Annotated in this window: 23 protein-coding genes and 1 other annotated feature; of the genes, 10 read left to right on the forward strand and 13 right to left on the reverse strand. The window is 45.2% G+C overall.

Translation table 11 applies throughout. The annotated features are described in order from the left end of the window. Both opp3b and CHH53_RS12215 read right to left on the reverse strand, forming a co-directional pair. Entirely contained in the window at nt 1-933 is a 933-nt protein-coding gene (opp3b, locus tag CHH53_RS12210) for an oligopeptide ABC transporter permease (protein WP_095216414.1), read from the reverse strand. 136 nt (nt 934-1,069) lie between these two features. Beyond that, complete coding sequence (locus tag CHH53_RS12215; RefSeq protein WP_095216415.1) at nt 1,070-2,773, reverse strand: peptide ABC transporter substrate-binding protein; 1,704 nt, start codon at nt 2,771-2,773, stop codon at nt 1,070-1,072. 323 nt (nt 2,774-3,096) lie between these two features. Here CHH53_RS12215 and CHH53_RS12220 point away from each other — a divergent pair, with 323 nt between their 5' ends. Continuing rightward, complete coding sequence (locus CHH53_RS12220; RefSeq protein ID WP_095216416.1) at nt 3,097-3,456, forward strand: DUF3899 domain-containing protein; 360 nt, start codon at nt 3,097-3,099, stop codon at nt 3,454-3,456. A 50-nt stretch (nt 3,457-3,506) separates the two neighbouring features. After that, nucleotides 3,507-3,711: a binding site (T-box leader), on the forward strand. 53 nt (nt 3,712-3,764) lie between these two features. Then, entirely contained in the window at nt 3,765-4,751 is a 987-nt protein-coding gene (gene trpS, locus CHH53_RS12225) for a tryptophan--tRNA ligase (protein ID WP_095216417.1), read from the forward strand. 34 nt (nt 4,752-4,785) lie between these two features. Here trpS and CHH53_RS12230 read toward each other — a convergent pair whose 3' ends face one another. Both CHH53_RS12230 and fabF read right to left on the reverse strand, forming a co-directional pair. After that, nucleotides 4,786-5,538 carry a YjbA family protein gene (locus tag CHH53_RS12230; RefSeq protein ID WP_095216418.1) on the reverse strand — a complete coding sequence of 251 codons (753 nt, stop codon included), beginning with the start codon at nt 5,536-5,538 and terminating at the stop codon, nt 4,786-4,788. 197 nt (nt 5,539-5,735) lie between these two features. After that, nucleotides 5,736-6,974, reverse strand: a complete 1,239-nt coding sequence (gene fabF, locus CHH53_RS12235; protein WP_095216419.1) for a beta-ketoacyl-ACP synthase II — start codon at nt 6,972-6,974, stop codon at nt 5,736-5,738. A gap of 228 nt (nt 6,975-7,202) precedes the next feature. On the opposite strand from fabF, the gene CHH53_RS12240 reads away from it, so the two are divergent. Next, a complete protein-coding gene (locus CHH53_RS12240; RefSeq protein WP_095216420.1) occupies nt 7,203-7,412 on the forward strand; it encodes a hypothetical protein in 210 nt (69 codons plus the stop codon). Between the two features lie 17 nt (nt 7,413-7,429). On the opposite strand, the gene CHH53_RS12245 is transcribed toward CHH53_RS12240, so the two are convergent. Beyond that, a complete protein-coding gene (locus CHH53_RS12245) occupies nt 7,430-8,023 on the reverse strand; it encodes a hypothetical protein (RefSeq protein WP_095216421.1) in 594 nt (197 codons plus the stop codon). Nucleotides 8,024-8,131: 108 nt separating this feature from the next. Between CHH53_RS12245 and CHH53_RS12250 the strand changes: the two genes are divergently transcribed. After that, entirely contained in the window at nt 8,132-8,311 is a 180-nt protein-coding gene (locus CHH53_RS12250) for a DUF2929 family protein (RefSeq protein WP_143594499.1), read from the forward strand. 29 nt (nt 8,312-8,340) lie between these two features. Here CHH53_RS12250 and CHH53_RS12255 read toward each other — a convergent pair whose 3' ends face one another. The 3 genes from CHH53_RS12255 to CHH53_RS12265 all read right to left on the reverse strand — a co-directional run bounded on the left by CHH53_RS12255 (nt 8,341) and on the right by CHH53_RS12265 (nt 9,907). Next, entirely contained in the window at nt 8,341-8,658 is a 318-nt protein-coding gene (locus CHH53_RS12255) for a hypothetical protein (RefSeq protein WP_233135089.1), read from the reverse strand. 91 nt (nt 8,659-8,749) lie between these two features. Next, entirely contained in the window at nt 8,750-9,061 is a 312-nt protein-coding gene (locus tag CHH53_RS12260; protein ID WP_095216423.1) for a metal-sulfur cluster assembly factor, read from the reverse strand. 81 nt (nt 9,062-9,142) lie between these two features. Beyond that, the gene (locus tag CHH53_RS12265; protein WP_095216424.1) at nt 9,143-9,907 is read right to left on the reverse strand and encodes a prolyl oligopeptidase family serine peptidase; all 765 of its coding nucleotides are present in this window, start codon (nt 9,905-9,907) and stop codon (nt 9,143-9,145) included. 155 nt (nt 9,908-10,062) lie between these two features. Between CHH53_RS12265 and CHH53_RS12270 the strand changes: the two genes are divergently transcribed. The 4 genes from CHH53_RS12270 to CHH53_RS12275 all read left to right on the forward strand — a co-directional run bounded on the left by CHH53_RS12270 (nt 10,063) and on the right by CHH53_RS12275 (nt 11,799). Further along, nucleotides 10,063-10,890: a Cof-type HAD-IIB family hydrolase gene (locus CHH53_RS12270; RefSeq protein ID WP_095216425.1), complete on the forward strand. Its 828-nt coding sequence runs from the start codon at nt 10,063-10,065 to the stop codon at nt 10,888-10,890. 106 nt (nt 10,891-10,996) lie between these two features. After that, nucleotides 10,997-11,140 carry a hypothetical protein gene (locus CHH53_RS17505; protein WP_198946047.1) on the forward strand — a complete coding sequence of 48 codons (144 nt, stop codon included), beginning with the start codon at nt 10,997-10,999 and terminating at the stop codon, nt 11,138-11,140. Between the two features lies 1 nt (nt 11,141). Then, a complete protein-coding gene (locus CHH53_RS17170; protein WP_143594500.1) occupies nt 11,142-11,309 on the forward strand; it encodes a DUF3813 family protein in 168 nt (55 codons plus the stop codon). A 226-nt stretch (nt 11,310-11,535) separates the two neighbouring features. Further along, the gene (locus CHH53_RS12275; RefSeq protein WP_093726897.1) at nt 11,536-11,799 is read left to right on the forward strand and encodes a NifU N-terminal domain-containing protein; all 264 of its coding nucleotides are present in this window, start codon (nt 11,536-11,538) and stop codon (nt 11,797-11,799) included. Between the two features lie 32 nt (nt 11,800-11,831). Here CHH53_RS12275 and CHH53_RS12280 read toward each other — a convergent pair whose 3' ends face one another. From CHH53_RS12280 to CHH53_RS12295, 4 genes are all read right to left on the reverse strand, one after another. Beyond that, nucleotides 11,832-12,680 (reverse strand): YitT family protein, encoded by an 849-nt coding sequence (locus tag CHH53_RS12280; protein WP_095216426.1) that lies wholly within the window; start codon nt 12,678-12,680, stop codon nt 11,832-11,834. 150 nt (nt 12,681-12,830) lie between these two features. Further along, entirely contained in the window at nt 12,831-14,678 is a 1,848-nt protein-coding gene (gene asnB / locus CHH53_RS12285; RefSeq protein WP_095216427.1) for an asparagine synthase (glutamine-hydrolyzing), read from the reverse strand. Nucleotides 14,679-14,794: 116 nt separating this feature from the next. Next, on the reverse strand, nt 14,795-15,175 hold the full coding sequence (locus tag CHH53_RS12290) for a DUF1516 family protein (RefSeq protein ID WP_233135090.1): 381 nt from the start codon (nt 15,173-15,175) through the stop codon (nt 14,795-14,797). Nucleotides 15,176-15,235: 60 nt separating this feature from the next. After that, nucleotides 15,236-16,441 (reverse strand): DUF418 domain-containing protein, encoded by a 1,206-nt coding sequence (locus CHH53_RS12295; protein WP_095216428.1) that lies wholly within the window; start codon nt 16,439-16,441, stop codon nt 15,236-15,238. A gap of 115 nt (nt 16,442-16,556) precedes the next feature. Here CHH53_RS12295 and CHH53_RS12300 point away from each other — a divergent pair, with 115 nt between their 5' ends. Further along, on the forward strand, nt 16,557-17,171 hold the full coding sequence (locus tag CHH53_RS12300; protein WP_095216429.1) for a PH domain-containing protein: 615 nt from the start codon (nt 16,557-16,559) through the stop codon (nt 17,169-17,171). A gap of 35 nt (nt 17,172-17,206) precedes the next feature. Here the strand turns inward: CHH53_RS12300 and CHH53_RS12305 are convergent, their stop codons facing one another. Further along, nucleotides 17,207-17,482: a GNAT family N-acetyltransferase gene (locus tag CHH53_RS12305; protein ID WP_095216430.1), complete on the reverse strand. Its 276-nt coding sequence runs from the start codon at nt 17,480-17,482 to the stop codon at nt 17,207-17,209. 98 nt (nt 17,483-17,580) lie between these two features. Here CHH53_RS12305 and CHH53_RS12310 point away from each other — a divergent pair, with 98 nt between their 5' ends. Next, the gene (locus CHH53_RS12310; protein WP_095216431.1) at nt 17,581-18,975 is read left to right on the forward strand and encodes a DUF2254 domain-containing protein; all 1,395 of its coding nucleotides are present in this window, start codon (nt 17,581-17,583) and stop codon (nt 18,973-18,975) included. Nucleotides 18,976-18,979 lie beyond the last annotated feature (4 nt).

Consider the following 18,979-nt stretch of genomic DNA (forward strand, 5'->3'; position numbering starts at 1 on the left):
TCAGTCCTTTCCAGCAAGCCTTATTCTAGGATCAATCAATCCATATAGTATATCGATGATTAAAATCATAACAATGAATACTACAGCGAAGAACAAAGTTGTACCCATGATAATAGGAAAATCATTTGTATTTACTGATGTTACAAATTGCTGACCAATTCCAGGAATTGCAAAGATTTGCTCGATAACGAGTGTACCTGTTAACAGACCAACAGCTAATGGTCCAAGAATTGTTATCAACGGAATAAGCGCGTTCCTGATACCATGCTTGAAAATAATAGCTGCTCCGGAAAGCCCCTTCGCTCTTGCGGTAGTAATATAATCTTCATTTAAAACCTCAATCATTTCTGTTCGCATAAACCTGGCACAGGTTGCCATAGGGAAAATTGCCAAGGCAATGGTTGGTAAGATGGTATATTCAAATCCATTCCACGTCGCAACCGGGAGGATCCCCCATTTTACAGCTAAAAAGAACTGAAGTATGCCCGCGAAAACGAAAGATGGAATCGAAGTACCAAGTACTGCAACTATGGTTGAAACATAGTCTGTAATTCCATTATGGTAAATAGCGGACAATAGTCCCAGCAGAATACCTACGACAGTACCAATAATAAGAGCCTGCGCTCCAAGCTGGGCAGATGTTTCTGCTCTGCCTTCACCAAACAAGATACTTGTAACTGAACGGTTGTCATATTTGAAAGAGATACCAAGATCCCCTTGAACCAAACCGCCTAAATATTTTACATACTGAACTGGTATCGGATCGTTCAATCCATATTTTTCATAGATAACTTCTTGTTGTTCCTCAGTCAATTTGTTTGCGTTCGCTAAAGGCGAACCGGGCAGAAGCTTCATTAGCATAAATGAGATAGTTGCAATAAGGAATAGCGTGATGATCATATAGATGATACGCTGCCCTATATACCGTGCCATAACGTGCACCTCCTGTTTATTGTCGCAAAATTCAACATTATTAGATAATAACCACCAATGGAAAAGAGAGTATATACCATTTGGATATACTCTCTTTCCCTTGATTCTTCTCGTATAAGTTTAATATTATATAAACTTATTCTTGAACGGCAGCATTATCAGCATAAGCCCATTTGTACTCGAAATCGTTTCCAGCAGGGTTTGAGAATACGCCTTTCATTTTTGGACTAACTAAGTAAGAGTAACCAGCTTGATACAGTGGTGCAATTGCTGCATCGTCAAGCAATACTTTTTCTGCATCAAGGAAATCTTGCCAGCGAGCTTCAGGGTCCGTAGCATCTTCATTTGCTGCTTTTTCAACTAAAGAATCGTACTCTTCGCTTGAATATGCCATACGGTTATTCTCGCCATCTGTCACGAACAAGTTCATGAACGTGTTAGGGTCGATATAGTCAGGACCCCAACCGGATACTTGGATATCAAAATCACCGGCTGTATCCAAATCCAATCTTTGCTGGAACGGAACTTGCATAATATTGATAGTCAAACCTTCTAGATTTGTTTCTAATTGCTCTTTCAAGTAGTCAACCATTTGTGTGGAAAGATCTGTATCGCCAGTAAGGATTTCCAGCGTAATCTCATCTTGGCCCAACTCTTCTTTTGCAGTAGCCCAAGCTTCTTTAGCAGCTTCCACATCATAAGTCAGGAAGTCTCCATTTGCTTCACGGAAATCAGTACCATCTGGACCTTTAACGAAATCTTTCGGCATCAAGCCATTGGATACAGTGGATCCATTATTAAGAACTACGTTTACCAGACCTTCTTTATCAATAGCCTGTGCAATCGCTTTACGTGCATTGATGTTTGCGAGAGGTGTTTCCTCGCCTTTACGGTTCTGATTAAGTTTTAGATACCAAGAAGCCATATCAGGTACGGCAAGGTAGTCTTCATCATTGATACGCTGGTCTACAAACTCAGCAGTCAAGCTTGTACGGTCAACCTCACCAGTGTCATAAAGGTTAACTCCCGTAGCTGTATCTTTTACAACTTGGAGATTAATCTCTTCTAGCTGAACCGCATCAGCATCCCAATAAGTATCATTCTTTTCGAACTTCATAGAGCTGCCATGGTTCCATTCTGTCATCTTGAATGGACCGTTGGAAAGCAGGTTATCCGCTTCAAGCGCATAATTTTCGCCTTGTTCTTCAACGAATTTCTGATTCAAAGGCATGAAAGTAGGGAATGTAGTTAATGACTCGAAGTATGGAACTGGCTTTTCAAGCTGCACTTCCAGAGTGTGGTCGTCGACTGCTTTAACACCTAGTTCAGATACATCCATTTCGCCTTGGTTGATAGCAGTGGCATTCTTGATAACGCCGCCCATCATATACGGACCGTACTCGGAACCGGTATCAGGGTTGATTGCTCGCTGCCAAGCATAAACGAAGTCGTGTGCTGTGACAGGGTCTCCATTTTCCCATTCCGCATTGTCGCGAAGGGTGAATGTCCAAGTAAGACCATCTTCACTCACTTCCGGATCGCCAGTGGCAATACCTTCTACAGGAGTTCCATCTTCACCCAAGCGGTAAAGTCCCTCTTGGATCTCTGAAGTCCATTGGATACCGTATTGGTCATCCGCTAGAGAAGAATCCATCGATGGAATCTCGTCTCCGATTGTTAGGTTGAATACCTGTTCGCCGTTAGCAGAGCCTTCAGCGCTTTCTCCGCTGCCGCCATTTCCGCCGCTGCCGCTTGAACTGTCAGAGCCGCCGGAACATGCAGCAAGGAATGAACTAAGTACTAAAACAAGTGCAAGTAATAGCCAGTTCGTCTTTCTCATGTAATACATGACCTCCCCAAAGATTCTGAAATTTTATAACTTTCTCACGAACTACTTGTTCGCAATTAGAATTATACAAGTTTTCTCACAATTTGTGCACCCCTAATTTTATAGCAATTTTACAAAAGTCCGAAAACATTGCATTTTCATAACAAAAAATAGGACTATTTAACTAGTTTATTTTGCTGATTTTACACTTTATTTTATGTTTTTTACACAATTCCAAGTATAATGTCCCCTATGGACAACTCTTTGTCATAGGAATAAATGTTCCCCATCATCTTATGCTATAATTGTTCATAATCTTTAGAAGGCGGTAATGTATGTTGTTTGGTAAATGGAACTGGATTCTACTATTGATTAACTTAGTGATTACAGCAGTACTTTTCTTTCTTTCAGATCAGCAAAGTCTCTTATCGCTGATCAACTCTATCTTTTATGTAGCTTTCTTCTACTTCATCGTAGGTATGCTATTATTCGTTATCAAAGGCAGGGTGCTCGATGGAATAACGAGAAGCTTCCGGAGATTCGGCAAAGTAATGAGCAAGGGCCTGTTCGACTTCGAAGAAAATGGTGTCCCTTCTGAGTGGGTGAACCGATCATTCCTGAGCCATATGCTATTCCAGGCTGCTGTCCTGATTGGACTGATGCTCATCCTTCTGGCAATCTTTTATCTGTTTTGACCGACTTGCAAACCAGTCGAAACATGCATATAATGAATAATTAACAGGAATAAAAAGCGACGAAGAAAATGTAGTACGGTACTCCTCTGGTCAAAGAGAGCTTGTGGCTGGTGAAAACAAGCACCACGAGTAGCGGAAATTGGGTTTTTGGAGCTGCGGGTTTCCCCCGCCGTTTTTGCAGGCGTTAACTGCATCAAGTGATCCTTCGTAGTGGAAGGATAATTAGGGTGGCACCGCGGTCTATTCGTCCCTGCAGCAAAAGCAGGCAAACGAATGGATTTTTTTTGTGCCTTGGGAGGAAAAGTAAGATGAAAACTATTTTTTCTGGTATTCAGCCAAGCGGCAGTTTGACACTTGGCAATTACATTGGCGCTTTGAGCCAATTTCCTGCCCTGCAGGAAGACAATCAATGCTACTTCTGTATCGTGGATGAGCATGCCATCACCGTACCGCAGGACAGATTGAAGCTGAAGCAGCAAATCCGCTCACTTGCAGCCCTTTATCTGGCTGCAGGAATCGATCCTGAGAAATCGGTTCTGTTCATTCAGTCCGAGGTACCGGCGCATACCCAGCTCGGCTGGATGATTCAATCCATCAGTTACATTGGTGAATTGGAACGAATGACGCAGTTCAAAGATAAATCCGCCGGTAAGGAGGGTGTATCTGCAGCATTGCTGACGTATCCACCGCTGATGGCGGCTGATATTCTGCTATACAATACCGATATCGTCCCAGTAGGCGATGATCAGAAGCAGCACCTGGAGCTGACGCGCAATGTAGCGGAACGCTTCAACAATCGTTTCAATGATATCTTTACCGTTCCGGATATCCAAATCACGAAGGTCGGTGCACGGATCATGTCCTTGCAGGAACCGACGAAGAAGATGAGCAAATCCGATGCAAATCTGAAGGCTTCTATTTTCATCCTGGATGAGCCGAAGCAGATCGAGAAAAAAATCAAGAGTGCCGTTACCGATTCCGAGGGTGTCGTGCGCTATGATAAAGAAAACAAACCTGGTGTCAGCAACCTGCTCACCATTTATTCGGTAGCGACGAATAAGACAATCGAGGAAAGCGAGCAAGAATTCGCCGGCAGCGGTTATGGTGATTTCAAACAAGCAGTAGCGGATGCCGTGGTTGCCATGCTGACTCCGATCCAGGAACGCTACTATGAATGGATGGAAAGCGATGCTTTGGACGAAGTGCTGGATAAGGGCGCAGAACGCGCACAAGCGGTTGCCAACAAGACCCTGCGGAAAGCGAAAAAAGCGATGGGGTTGGGACGCGGAAAATAAAAAAGAAACCGGCAGATCATTCTGCCGGTTATTTTTATGAGGTTTTTGCCTGATCATTCTTTTCGAGTTCCCAGAGCTTTTCATAAAATGGCTGGCCTTTCACCATTTTTTCGCAAAGCTCCTCTTGCTTCTTGCTCCAGCCGACCGAAACTCCATCATAAAGCTTCTGCCATGCTTCCCGGAATTCAAGTGAACGATTCACATGGTATTCTTCAGGCTTCCATTCTGTCAGCCAATATCTGACTTGATCCAGATTCCCGCTCGTTTCAAGCTGATCCATGGCCATCATCAAAAGCTGCTTCAGCTGTCGTTCCTTCCTCGTCAGTCCAATCATCAAGTCAGGCTTCAGGGATAGGATATGATATTCCTTCTCCTCCCCTTCTTCTTTCCACTCGAATGTTTCAGGCTGTACATCTTCTATCATTTGATAGACAAGCCTTTCCTGCCGAGGGATCAGCCGGCTTTTCCTGACTGGTGTGATATATCCCATCGTATCGATTGCAAGGATTGCTTTTCCGTTCGTCACAATGCATGCATAATCAATGGCAATCCGCTCTTGGTTCTTACGCAGGAAGGCTTTCCGGTGGATCATATCCAGCATCGCCTTCGGAAGCTCCTGGAGGTCATTTTCGATGTATGCGAATAGCGCATCTTCTATGTAGAGCAATGGTACCTGATCAAGCAGTTCGATGCCATCTTCTTTCCGCCATTCATGAAAGGAGCATACATTGTAGCCATTTTCTTCGCCTTCAAACCAGTTCACCCAAATATCATGCATAAATAACATAGATAACCCTCACTTTGCTTTTCGATTCTGCTATTCCGACGACGGTCACGCTTGCATGCAGCTATATTCATTGGGTGTAAGAGCGTGTTCCGTGTGGGTTGTAGTAGGATACATTATGACCAACCAGCAAAGATTTATTCTTGTATTTAGATGATTTGGCAAGAAAAAAACCTCCTATATAATAGGAGGTTTTCGTCTTATTGATATTGTTTGAAAACAAGGGCCGCATTATGACCGCCGAATCCAAGTGAATTACTCAGGGCAGCACGGACTGTTTTCTCACGCTTCACGTTTGGTACATAATCCAAGTCGCAAAGCGGATCTTTTTCTGCCAAATTGATTGTCGGAGGGATGACGCCATCCTGAATCGATTTGACACAAATCACCGCTTCGACTGCTCCTGCAGCACCAAGCATATGACCTGTCATTGATTTCGTTGAAGATATAGCCGTTTTGTAAGCATGATCACCCAGCAGCTGCTTCAGGGCAGCTGTCTCGAACTTGTCGTTCAATTCAGTGCTTGTCCCATGTGCATTGACATAGTCGATGTCTTCAGCCTGCAGACCAGCATCTTCCATGGCTTGACGCATGGCACGTACAGCGCCTTCACCCTCCGGTGCAGGTGCTGTGATATGATAAGCATCGCCTGATGAACCGTAGCCGACGATTTCCGCATAGATAGTAGCACCGCGTTCCAGTGCCGATTCCAATGATTCAAGAATGAGAATGCCGGCACCTTCACCCATTACGAAACCGTCGCGGTTAGCATCAAACGGGCGGCTAGCAGTCTTTGGATCATCATTGAAGGATAATGCCTTCGCCGCAGAGAATCCAGCAAATGCCATCTTTGTCAATGGTGCCTCTGTTCCGCCAGTGATCATGATATCGGCATCCCCGCGCTGGATGACTTTGAAAGCATCCCCGATGGAGTTAGCCCCGGAAGCACATGCTGTAACTGTGCAGGAGTTTATCCCCTTTGCTCCAAGCTGGATCGATACTTGTCCGGAAGCCATATCCGGAATCATCATCGGAACGAAGAATGGGCTGACCCGCCGAGCACCTTTCGTCATCAGCTTTTCGAATTGTTCTTCATAAGTACCCATACCGCCGATACCGGAGCCGATCCAGACTCCGATACGATTCGCATTCTCATCCGTGATGGTTAATTCAGCATCCTCTACAGCCATTTTACTGGCCGCGACGGCATATTGCGTAAACAAATCCATACGCTTAGCATCTTTTTTATCCATATAGTCTTCTGGGTTGAAGTCTTTCACTTCCGCTGCCACTTTCGCAGGGAAGTCGTCCTTATTCACCCGAGTGACATAATCGATTCCTGATTTACCTTCCAAGAGATTCTGCCACGTTGTTTCGGCGTCATTCCCTACCGGTGTCACCGCGCCTAGACCTGTGACAACAACTCTTTTCTTTTCCATACAATTGTTCCTCCTTCTCCAGCAATCATTCACGCTGAAGCTGTTCTGACTGGTCGAATGATAAATGATGACCATATTAAGAGCATAATCTGAAGTATATTGTAACGTATTTTTCTTATTCTGTAAGCTCTTAAGTTAAACAAAATATATTCCCTTTCATTTTTCAGGATAAACACATAGACAAGACACAGTGATAGTGCATATTCTATCGCATGGAGGTGTGCAAAGATGAGGAAAGACGATTCCCGACTGGATGAATTTCTTTTTGGTAAAAGAAGAAATGCGCGACAGGAACCTGAAGAGCTGAAAAAAGATGATACGAAAAAAGATTTCAATCTAATGGAGACTGCCGGTACTATCATGGAAACCTATGAGCAGCTTTCTCCATATGTAAAACACCTGAAGAACCACGCCAAAAAATTCATTTCCAAAAAATGAAGAAGAGCCGGGCAGGATCACTTGTAAAAACGGCTGTATTGTTCATAGTGTCTGTGTAAAACAGCTAAATCATCCATTACATCGCGTTTGAGGGCTATCACCGTTCTATCCTCCTGCTCCGGACACACCTCTTTTGCATAGAAGTGATATTTTTCTATGGCCCTGTTTCCCGATAATATCTTGCTGATTGTTTGCATCACTGGCTTGACAGGAAGCGCATGCCGGCAAAAATAGTCATCTTCAAACGGTATCCGCTTCCCATTCCACCTTATAGCATCCACATCCCTGGGCATCCATTCCCCATATAATATAGGAAGCAAAATTTGATTTTCGATATTCGGATCGATATCTGCTTCATAACTGATATCCACATGACGATACGCTAAGTCATCCTTTTTCCCCGAACCGAAAAAACTGATATGGGCATCATAATCCTTTTTTTGGATACCTTCGCTGAACAAGGCATGACGGCCAAGATACATGCTCAGATGCTCTTCTCTATCCGATAAGGATTCTTCATGCTGGCCTGATACTTCATGACCATCTTCCAGCAGTGCCTGGACGAGATGATATCCTTCCCAGCAGTAGCATTGACTTACAAGAAATTGCATAAAACACACCTCTCCTATTCATGTGAGGATTTGCACAAGAATTGTTTTTCTTTTTAGCCGGAACCTGCTATGATAGATGTATATGTGTGAATGATAGAGGTGATACTAATGCGGTTTATTGTAACCATTATTTGGGCGTTCGCCCTAAGTGCTGTCGTAGCATTCGTTCTGACAAGCATGTCCGGTGATTCATACGATATGTCACTCGTCTACGTTATGACAATAATCTTCAGTCTGGGTGTATGGACTGTATCTGCAGCGCTCTCCAAAGGGGAAAAGCATGAATAAAACCTTGCCGATCGGCAAGGTTTTTTCTATTACCACGGAATCAGGCTGAGTGCCGCCAAACCGACGAGCGGTAAAACGAGCCGGCGGAAACGGCCGCCAGGGTAACCAAATCCATATCCGTACCCAGGATATCCAAAAGGATTACGATAATCGTCATCCTCTACAAAATCATACTGTTCGTCTGCTGGTATGGCGAGATGGACATATTCATCATCCACATCCAAGATGATGCCATCCAGCTGATATCCATCCATCAGCTGGATGAGAACATATTGATATTTGTGCTGTTTGCACATATCCATCATATGATGAGCTTGCGAATAAGTCTGTTCATGTGAATTTGTCACGATTGACCTTCCCCCTTTACATCATCAGCCTATGCCGGGGAAATGCCGCGCGTGCAAAAAAAGCCCTCTTGCAATGCAAGAGGACTGCTTATCAATCCGGAATCCCAAGTGCAATTTTAGCATAGCGGGACATACGGTCCTTGGACCAAGGCGGATTCCAAACGATATTCACTTTCGTATCTTTGATTTCCGGAATATCTGCCAAGACGCGTTTCACATCCTGTTCGATGTGACCAGCCAGCGGGCAGCCCATCGCAGTCAATGTCATGGTGACGATTCCAGTACCTTCTTCATCTATGTCCACTCCATATACAAGGCCCAGATTGACGATATCAATTCCCAGCTCGGGATCGATTACATTTTCCAGTGCTCCGAGCACATTTTCTTCCAATGCCTGATCCATTCCTGTTCCTCCTTTAAGCCAGTTAAAAACTGTTTACCTGCATCTATTTAAACATATTTTCACCAAAATAGAAATAAACTGCTACAGTACCTTCTCCAGCCAGGCTGTTCCGGCAAGCATAGCTTTTCTGGAGACCTTGTGGCCTGAACCTTCTTCTGTTACATACGTGAACTGTTTGGCATTCCCCGCTTTGTTTTCGAGTGTCTCATAAAAGCTGCGCGAATGCGCATAAGGAACGACCGGATCTTTGTCACCGTGCCAGAAGAACAGCGGCCGATTGCCGATGGTCTCCGGGTGCAGGGAAAGGTCGATTTTCTCAAGGGAAGCATAAAGCTGCTCCAATTCCTCTTCCGATACATTCATTTCCATGCCGGATTGTTTGACTGCCTCTACCATCCCGCGGGCAAATGCTGCAATCTTCGGCGATCCCATCATCACCATACCAGCCTTGATCCAATCGAATTGGGTGAGTGCTGCGCAAGTCGTGATGCCTCCCATGCTTGTACCACCGATGGCAAATCGATCATCCTGAATCAATCCTTTATCGGATGCATACTGATGGATCTGCTGCAAATCATGCAGATTTTCTTTTACAATGCCGAAGAATTCCAACTGCCGTTTGCTGCTGCTCACATCATCTTCCCGGATACCATGGTGAAGCGCCTCCGGCAACAGCACGCGATACCCCTTGGCTGCCAGCATATACGCGATTGGCAAATTATGCTCCCTGGCACTCGTGAAACCATGGAAATATGTAAATACCGGAAGTGCTTTATCCTCAGCGCCCGCCTGCTCTACAAGAAGCACTGGCACCTCGTTCCAGACTTCTTCTTTTATGACGATCATTTGCTTCATCCTCTTCAACGTTTTCCATTGCCTACTGCTTCATCTTAGTATGTCCGGGCTGCTTTTGTAAATCGATACTCCCTCGTCTTGACGATTTCTTTACAGATGATGAAGAGAAGGATACACTATAATGAACAATATAGAGGTGATAATGGATGGAAAAACATTTGATAGCACTTGATTTAGATGGAACACTTTTGACAGATGACAAGCACATCTCCGAAAAGAATAAACGAGCCATTGAAGCAGCAATCCAAGCTGGCCATGTTGTCGTCATCGCAACGGGAAGACCGCATCGTGCCTCGTTGGCTTATTATCACGAACTCGGCCTTACTACCCCGATGGTCAATTTCAACGGCGCCCTCATACATCATCCCGATGATAAGAAATGGGACGCTGTCCACTCCCCCATGCCGATACGTACTGCCAGGAAAATCGTGGATACATGCCATAAACTCGATGTAAAAAATATCATTGCAGAAGTGATGGATGATGTGTATATCGATCGCTTTGACCAGTACTTATTGGATTTATTCCATTTAGAGGAAGAAGATGATCCGATCAAAGTCGGCAGCTTGACGCAAATGCTTGAGGATGACCCGACCTCCTTGCTCATTTACCCGCACGAAAACCAAGTCGCTTCCATACGGGAGACACTGGAGAAGGAGCATGCGGAAATAATTGAGCACCGTCGCTGGGGCGCACCGTATCACATCATTGAAATCATCCGAAAAGGGCTGAGCAAGGCAGTCGGCCTGCAGAAGATTTCCCATTACTACGGAATCCCGCAAAAAAATATCATTGCTTTCGGGGACGAAGATAATGATTTGGAAATGATCGAGTACGCTGGTGCCGGCGTTGCGATGGGCAATGCCATCGCTCCGTTGAAAGAAATCGCCGACTATACGACAGGATCAAATATGGAAGATGGCATCGCTTCCTTCCTTCATTCGTATCTGAAGCTGGAGGTCCCGGCGAATTAACAGTTTTTACAACTCATACTTGTACGGCTCAAGGAACAAAATAAAAGCGTAATCGGGTAAAGCCGGTTATGCTTTTTACTTCTTTAGACGTTCGGAGGGGTAACGAATGAGCAAGAGAAGTAAATCCAAACGGTTCACAAGTCAGGGAGCACAATCGGTCAGGCAGCATGACGATGTTTTTGTCTATCGTGAACGCTTCAGCGACACTGTGAAGAAGCATCAATCAGAAAGCCATAATGGAGGGTTTTAGGATGGAAAACTTCTTCGAAAGAGCCAAGCAAAAAGTGCAGGGCTTGACAAATAAGCCAAGCCAGGAAGATTCTGCAGCAGTGCAGGAGGCTATCCAATCTGCATATAACGATGCAACTGCAGAAGAAAAGCAGCAATTGCAGGACTTGCAGCAGGAGCTCGACCAGTAACAAAAAGGAGCAGATCCGTAAATGGATCTGCTCCTTTTCATAAACGAGGACAATTGCCCAGGAAATAATCAACTGAAAGATTGGAAGCATGTCGATTGCTGTCAAAGATATCCTCTGCAACCTTCTTCTTTTTCCCCTGGAAGACAAAGCAAGTCATTTCCCGCTTTTTAATTTGTCCTCCATCTGCTATGATAGTGGTAAGTATGGACGCTAGGAGGTCAATAGCATGAGTGTAAGAGTGGAAAATACCCCGAATCCGAATGCAAAAAAATTCACTACTGATAAAATCATCTTTGAAGGCAATGGCAGTGTATCCGTCATGCCCGGACAAACAAGCGAATATGACATCATGAACCAGTTGATGACGGTCGAAGGTGTCGATAATGTATTCGGCTTCCAAAATTTCATTACCATCAATAAGCTGCCGAACGCAGATTGGGACGAGCTTTCTGCCAAAGTCGTCGCCGTCATGGAAGAAGCAGGCTATTAAAAAAGCTGAGGAGCGTACTGGCTCCTCAGCTTTTATTTATCTTTTCGGAAGAATCCGTATATCCCTGCTGTTTCGACAACATTCATGAAAGCGGATGGATCCACTTCCTTGATGATATGTTCCAAATCGTATAACTCATAACGGGTGATGACGAGCATGAGCATATTTTTGTCTTGCTGTGTGTATCCGCCTTTTACGGGAATGATCGTAATTCCGCGCACCATCTTGTTATAGATGGCCTTTGACAGCTCGTCCGCTTTCGTGGTGACAATCATGGCCGTCACTTTCTCATAACGTGTATGAATGGCATCGATCACTCTAGTGGAAACATACAGCGTCACCAAAGTATAAAGGGCGTTCGCGGGCTCATTGAGCAAACCAGCAAGAAGGATGATGATCCCATTCAGCAGCAGGAAGTAAGTACCGACAGGTCTATCCTTCAGCCGGGATAAAATCATGACGACAATATCCATCCCTCCGGTGGAAGCTCCCCACTTCAGTGTCAGGCCGACTCCGACACCAGCAATGACACCCCCGAATACCGCATTCAAGATGATATCATCCGATAAAGCATGAATCGGAAGCACTTCCAGCATGACGGTCATGCAAGCCACCGAAAATAGACTGTATATCGTGAATCCTTTGCCCACCTTCATCCAGCCCAAGATTGCAACTGGCACATTCAATAGGAAAAGCCATATTCCTGTCCCGATCGAGGTGATGCCAAGCACTTGTGCGAAGAAATCATATAAAAGCTGTGCAGCCCCGGTAAAACCGCTCCCGTATACACTTGCTGGTATCAGGAAGAAGTTCAGTGCCACTGCATTGAGTAAAGCACCGAATATAACGACCACGATACGTTTCACTTCAAAATAGAACAATTATGTACCTCCTTATAAGTCCATACATCAAAAGGTTGCGCAGAACGCCCGAAAGCTATTCCTGCGCAAAAGCCTGCGAATCATTATAGCCGAAATCCGGCAGAAAGAAAATAGTTTTTACTATGTAAGGAGCCGAAAAAGCTCCCAGAGTCAGACACGTATCTTCACATCATGATGCCGCAGCCAAAAATCGATCTGGCCCAAATGTGCAAGCAGCTGCGGTCCTGTCATCAATTGCCCGAACCAAGGAGCAGTGACATCCTGCCCTTTGCTTTTGACCAATGCTGTGATTGCCTGCCGATCAAACAAGTCAAATAAACGCGCATCATCGTCCCGGAGGATCTCTTCCATCCATCCGACGACAGCTGCGGTGTAAACCGGGTTATGCGTTTTAGGGTATGGACTTTTCTTTCGATAAAGCACTTCATGCGGCAGGATACCCTCGAGTGCTTTGCGGAGTATACCCTTCTCCTTGTTACCGTATGTTTTTACTTCCCATGGGATATTCCATACATATTCCACCAATCGGTGATCGCTAAACGGGACGCGCGCCTCGAAGCTTGCACCCATGCTCATCCGATCCTTTCGATCCAGCAGGGTCGGCATGAACCAGTGCATGTTCAAATAAAACATTTGGCGCCGTTTTGCCGCTTCTGCTTCCTCTCCCGGCAGCAGTGGTGTTTCTTCGATCGTTTCTTGATACCTATCAAGCATATAGCCGTGCAAGTCCAGCGTCTGCTGCCATTCTTTCTTCAGCAGACCATTGCGTACTTCAGATGAACGAATCCAAGGAAAGCCTTCCCTGTTCAAATCGTCCTCCCGATAAAACCATGGGTACCCGCCGAATATTTCATCCGCACACTCCCCTGACAGAGCCACTGTCACGTTTTCTTTGATACGTTCACAGAACCAGAACAAGGATGCATCTACATCCGCCATACCCGGCAAATCGCGGAGAATTGCTGCCTCCTTGAGCGATTGGGCGAGGAGCAGATTATCCATCACATATGTCTTATGGTTCGTGCCAAAAGCCTTTTGCATTTTCTCGACAAACGTCTGGTCGCTCGCCGGCTGAAAATCGCTTTTCGTAAAAAATGTATCATTCCCATCAAAGTCGATTGAGAATGTCGAAAGCTGGCCTTTCCCTGTCTCTTTGTAGTGGTTCGCAGCAATTGCCGTGATGGCGCTGGAGTCCACTCCGCCTGATAAAAAAGTGCCAAGCGGTACATCCGAGACGAGCTGCCGGATCACTGCATCCGTCAGCAGCTCCCTTACTTTTGCAGCAGTTTCTTCTATGGAATCCGTATGCTCCTTACTTTCTACATTCCAATACCGAGTCAGTTTCAAACCATTTCGATCGAATTTGCCGATATGAGCCGCCCGCAATTCCTTGATACCTTTAAAAACACCATGACCAGGTGTCCGTGAAGGACCAAGCGCCAAAATCTCCGAAACGCCCTCTTCATCAAGGACAGCTTCCACATCCGGATGAGCCAGTATCGCTTTCAGTTCCGAACCGATCAGCAGCCCGCCCTCCTGCTCCATATAAAAAAGCGGTTTTACGCCCAATCTGTCTCTAGCGAAAAAGAGTGTTTCGGTTTTGTCATGCCAAATGGCGAATGCAAAAATCCCATTGAATTTTTCAACACAAGCATCCTGCCACTCGATATAGCTCTTCAGCAGCACTTCCGTGTCGGAATGGCCTTGAAATGTCCATCCCCGCTGCTTGAGTTCTTTTCGGATATCTTCTGTGTTGTACAGTTCTCCATTGTACACCAATGTATAAGTCCCGCGTTCATCGCTGTGCTGCATCGGCTGTTTGCCCCCAGCAGCATCCACCACAATCAGACGCCGGTGACCGAACAGGACATGTGATGCGCCCCAATCGTTGTACTCATCCGGACCCCGTTTTGATAATGTCTGAGCCATTTTCTGGATCACAGGTTGCTCCTGCGCCAGATTCCTTTTGAAATTAACCCATCCGGTAATACCGCACATATGCCCGCTCTACTCCTTTTCTCGCCTTTTTCATATAATAAGCCGTTACTTCTACAACATATGAAAAGCGGCGCCAAACGTGAGCAAAAGAAAAAAACCTGCCAAAAAAGGCAGGTTTATGGCAGGAATCCCATCGGCAGGATACCAAAGCCAAGCAGCAATGTAATGATCAGGGCAATGAAGAAAATGATCCACCAAACTTTTGCGGACTTCTCCTTCTTCATTTTGACAAGGATCATCTCCATGCAAATGATGACAATGAGACCGGCAATTCCTTTGATGATTGCTTGAGCAGTAAAGGCAGAACCATCCTCATCGAGATATCTCCATAATAAGACAAATCCGGTATACAGGATAAGCAGATAATCCAGCCGAAGGATCATATGCGGGATTGTTGCCTGTTTCTTCTTTTTCTCACTATATAATACCAGCGCGAAAAAGAAGAGCAGAAGTCCAAGCCCCCAGCCGATGATATGTGTCAGTATCATTCCGTCCATGATGCGCCTCCTTATGTATTAGTACCCGTCCATCATACCATGATTCCCATTATTTCGGCATCAAGACACACGCCGTATATTTTTCTTCCGCAGCGGCTGAATCTTACCATATGTCAATATGCGCCACACCCATTCACCCGGTCCGAAAGTGAAGAAACGGAACCACATGCGGCTTAGGATCACTTGGATGACGAATACACCGACGACAAAGCCCACAAAGCCAAGCAAAGAAAATCGCCCATATAAACCGAAGCCGACTCCATAGAATACTAGGAACATCAAGACAGATTGGAAAAGATAATTGGACAGTGACATGCGCCCGACCCAGCTCAACTGCCGCGCAAGCCAGCTGAAGAAAGGGAGATTTGAAACGAGCGTTATGACAGAAAGATAAAATAGCGCACTTGCCGGTCCGCCGATCGTATCCTGGATAATGGTCAGCCAGAGAGGTGTACCAACCAAATATGGTCCCGCTTTGAATAGAAGGAAGAAAAATCCGGTAATCACCGTTAACCAAACCAGCTTCCGACGGTTCGCAACGGGATCATGGAACAGCTTCACACGGGCAAGATAGGCACCCAGCAGCATGAATGGCAGCAGCACGAATACACTCATTATGATACCTACTACCCCGCTTGCGGATGTCCAGTCAGACAGATTCTGCCGTAAAACTTCTGTGTAGCTGCCATTACCATAAACTGTGAGTTTATTTTGGATGTCCATCATACTGACCATCAATTCTTCCATATCAAGACCAATCAGTGAAGCACTCCAAACAGATAATAAATTGAATAGAAGTCCTGGAATGAGTAATATCGGGATCATCATCAGCAATACCCACCTTGGTGTATAAAGGAAAGGGATCAGCAGCAATCCAATAATCGCGTATGTAAAGAGGATATCGCCGTGCCAAATCAGGAACGCATGGATTGCCCCAAGCCCGAGCAATACCAGCATCCTCCTGCTAAGAAACCAGCCGGGACGGATGCCATCACGTTTGCGGCTATCGAATATGAGCTGCATCCCGAAACCGAATAGGATGGAGAATAAGGTATAGAAGCTGGCTTGGAAGAAAATATCGATGCCGCCTAAAAGAAAGCTATCCAGCTGCGAATCCCATTCAGGGGAATCGTAGCCCGGCATATAATACGGAGATCCGAATGAGGGCGCATTCACCATAAAAATACCCAGTATGGCTGCTCCTCTTGCAGCATCAATCCAGTGAAGCCGCTTTGTCTGGGGCATGGGTCTGATTTTATCCTTCATTTCATTCCGCCTTTCGTTAGTACAGATGGATCATTTACAAAAATGATATGGATGACATCTGTCAGAATTGCTAAAATCAGTATATCACATGCTGCATAGCAGAAAGGATTAATTTATGTTTAAGAAACTAGCTTCCGATGCTTTAGGTCTCTCCGATATTGGTACGATCATTTCCCCGAATGATTATGATAAGACAGATGCTGATGATTACGTGATGAATGAAGATGATGAAAAGATATACTTCCTGATCAAAACCAAACAGGATGAATACTGCTTCACGAACCTTTCCATCATCCACGTCGACGGCGATAGTGCTGTCTCATCCAAGCGCACACTGCGCCGTTATCCATATTTGCAGCATCGCATCAGCAATGTCTATTTGGAGACTGCCGGGAAAGTCGATCTGGATATCGAGATTAAATTCTCCATCGATGATCAAGTGATCAGCATCGATGTGAAGAAGGATCAAATCGATCAGCTGAAGGATCTTTATAAAGCGCTTCTGCGCATTGCGGAAATCAATTATGAAAACAGCTTATACACAGACATGGCCCATACCAGCTTGGACAAGGCAGCCGCCATTTTGCAGCAGTCCCGCTACACGGACGGCACCTTGGATGATACATACCGGAAGCTGACCGAATTCGGCTTCGAATGGCTGTCTGCTACAAAAGATAAATACCACTCACATGATTTCGGGGCTGTATACGAAAAATACATCAATAACTAAAAGAAGCGTGACTCGCAGCATGCGAGTCACGCTTTTTATGATGGTCCTTCCCATCTCCCGTCATATTTCGTATCCGAGCTCAGGACTTCCTGTGCAAATGGACATACCGGGACAATCTGTTTCCCTTTTTCATTCGCATATGCTGCTACATGATCGATCAAATCCGTCCCTAAGCCTTTCCCCTGCTTATCTTCCACCACCATTGTATGTTCAATGACAATATCATCCGATTCCCGGAATGTCACTTCTGCATCCGGCCGTTCCGTATCCCCGATATAAAATCGTCCTTTCCCTTGTTTGATATCAGCCATCCTATCACTCCTTTGTGCCTTTACTCTACCCGCTTGGAGAGCCGGCTATTCATCTGGCCGTCTATGGTTTGCCATCTATGAATGAGGGGTAAAATCCTATGATCAAACACAAAAGAAAGGCGTTCTTTATGTTTATCAAATTTTTCCCCAGATCCATCAGAAAATATCTGCATATGACACGCAGACAGCGTAAACATGAAGTACAGCTCAACCTCTGGATGATGCCGAGCCTTTATATTGCAGGGACAATCATTCTTGTGGCAATTCCGTTATTATTGGATTTATATTTCGATTTGCCTGCCAAAACCACCGGCTTCTTCAATGCATCCGCCTCCAACACGGGTACTCTTGTCAGCGCGCTGGTCAGCGGCACATTGCTTTTGGCCGCCTATACATTGAACTCCATACTGGTGGTATTAACGAGCTTCAGTTCAGAATATTCGCCGCGCATGCTCTTTAACTTCATCTCTGACCGTACGACACAGCATATTCTCGGACTCTTTTACGGGAGCTTTGTCTTTATGCTCGTCTCTTTCTTGTTCGTGACGAACAGCTCCAGGGATTATTTCACCGCTGTGCCTATTTCTTGTACAATTGTCACCCTGACAGCGGTGATTGCCTTTGCTATCTTTGTCAACCATACGACAACCTGGATGCAGATGCATAACATAGTGGATGCAATGAAAAGCGAGTCGGAAAGGATCATTCAAACCACGTTGATCGATGAACTGGAGCCATATCGTCGTGATGAACCCGGTTACACATTTGAAGATTACCCAGGCTATACCTATAAGGCCTCCAATTCGGGCTATATCCAGCTGATCAACTTTGTCGATATGATCAAGCAAGCCAAGGAAGACGATGTTATCGTGAGGCTGGATGCAAAGGCCGGTGACTTCGTTTTAAAAGGCAACCGTTTGTTCAGTTATCGCGGGCCAGGTGCCCAAGATCTGCAAATCGGCAAATATAGCAAAATGATCCAAATCGGACATAAACGTTCTGAGATTCAAGACGTGGATATGAGTATGAACAAACTAAGCGAGATAGCAATCAAGTCCATCGGTAATGATGATCCGACTTCCGCTATCAATACCTTTCATCAAATGGCTGATCTGATGATCAATATGGATGCATCGACGACATTGCATCCTTATTTGCAGGATGAAGATGGACAGACACGCGTCGTTTATAACACTGTGACTTTTTCCACTTATCTGCATGAAGGCTTCGGCCGCATTCGGCATTACACACAAAAGGATTATCTCTTGATTGTGGAAATGATCCAGATTTTCATCCGGATGGCAGATTCCATTTCCGAAAAGAATCACTCGATCATCTGGGAATTCGTCCAAGATACGATTTTCCATATTCCGCAAACCGCATTCTACCGATCTGATCGGATTCGGCTGCTCCATTGTTTGAAGCAGCTGGCAGATGTCACCGGGAAAGAAATGGATTATTACGAATTGGAAAGGCATCTCCAGCCAAATTAAAGAA

This window comes from Terribacillus sp. 7520-G (genome assembly GCF_002271665.1).
Lineage (GTDB): Bacteria > Bacillota > Bacilli > Bacillales > Amphibacillaceae > Terribacillus.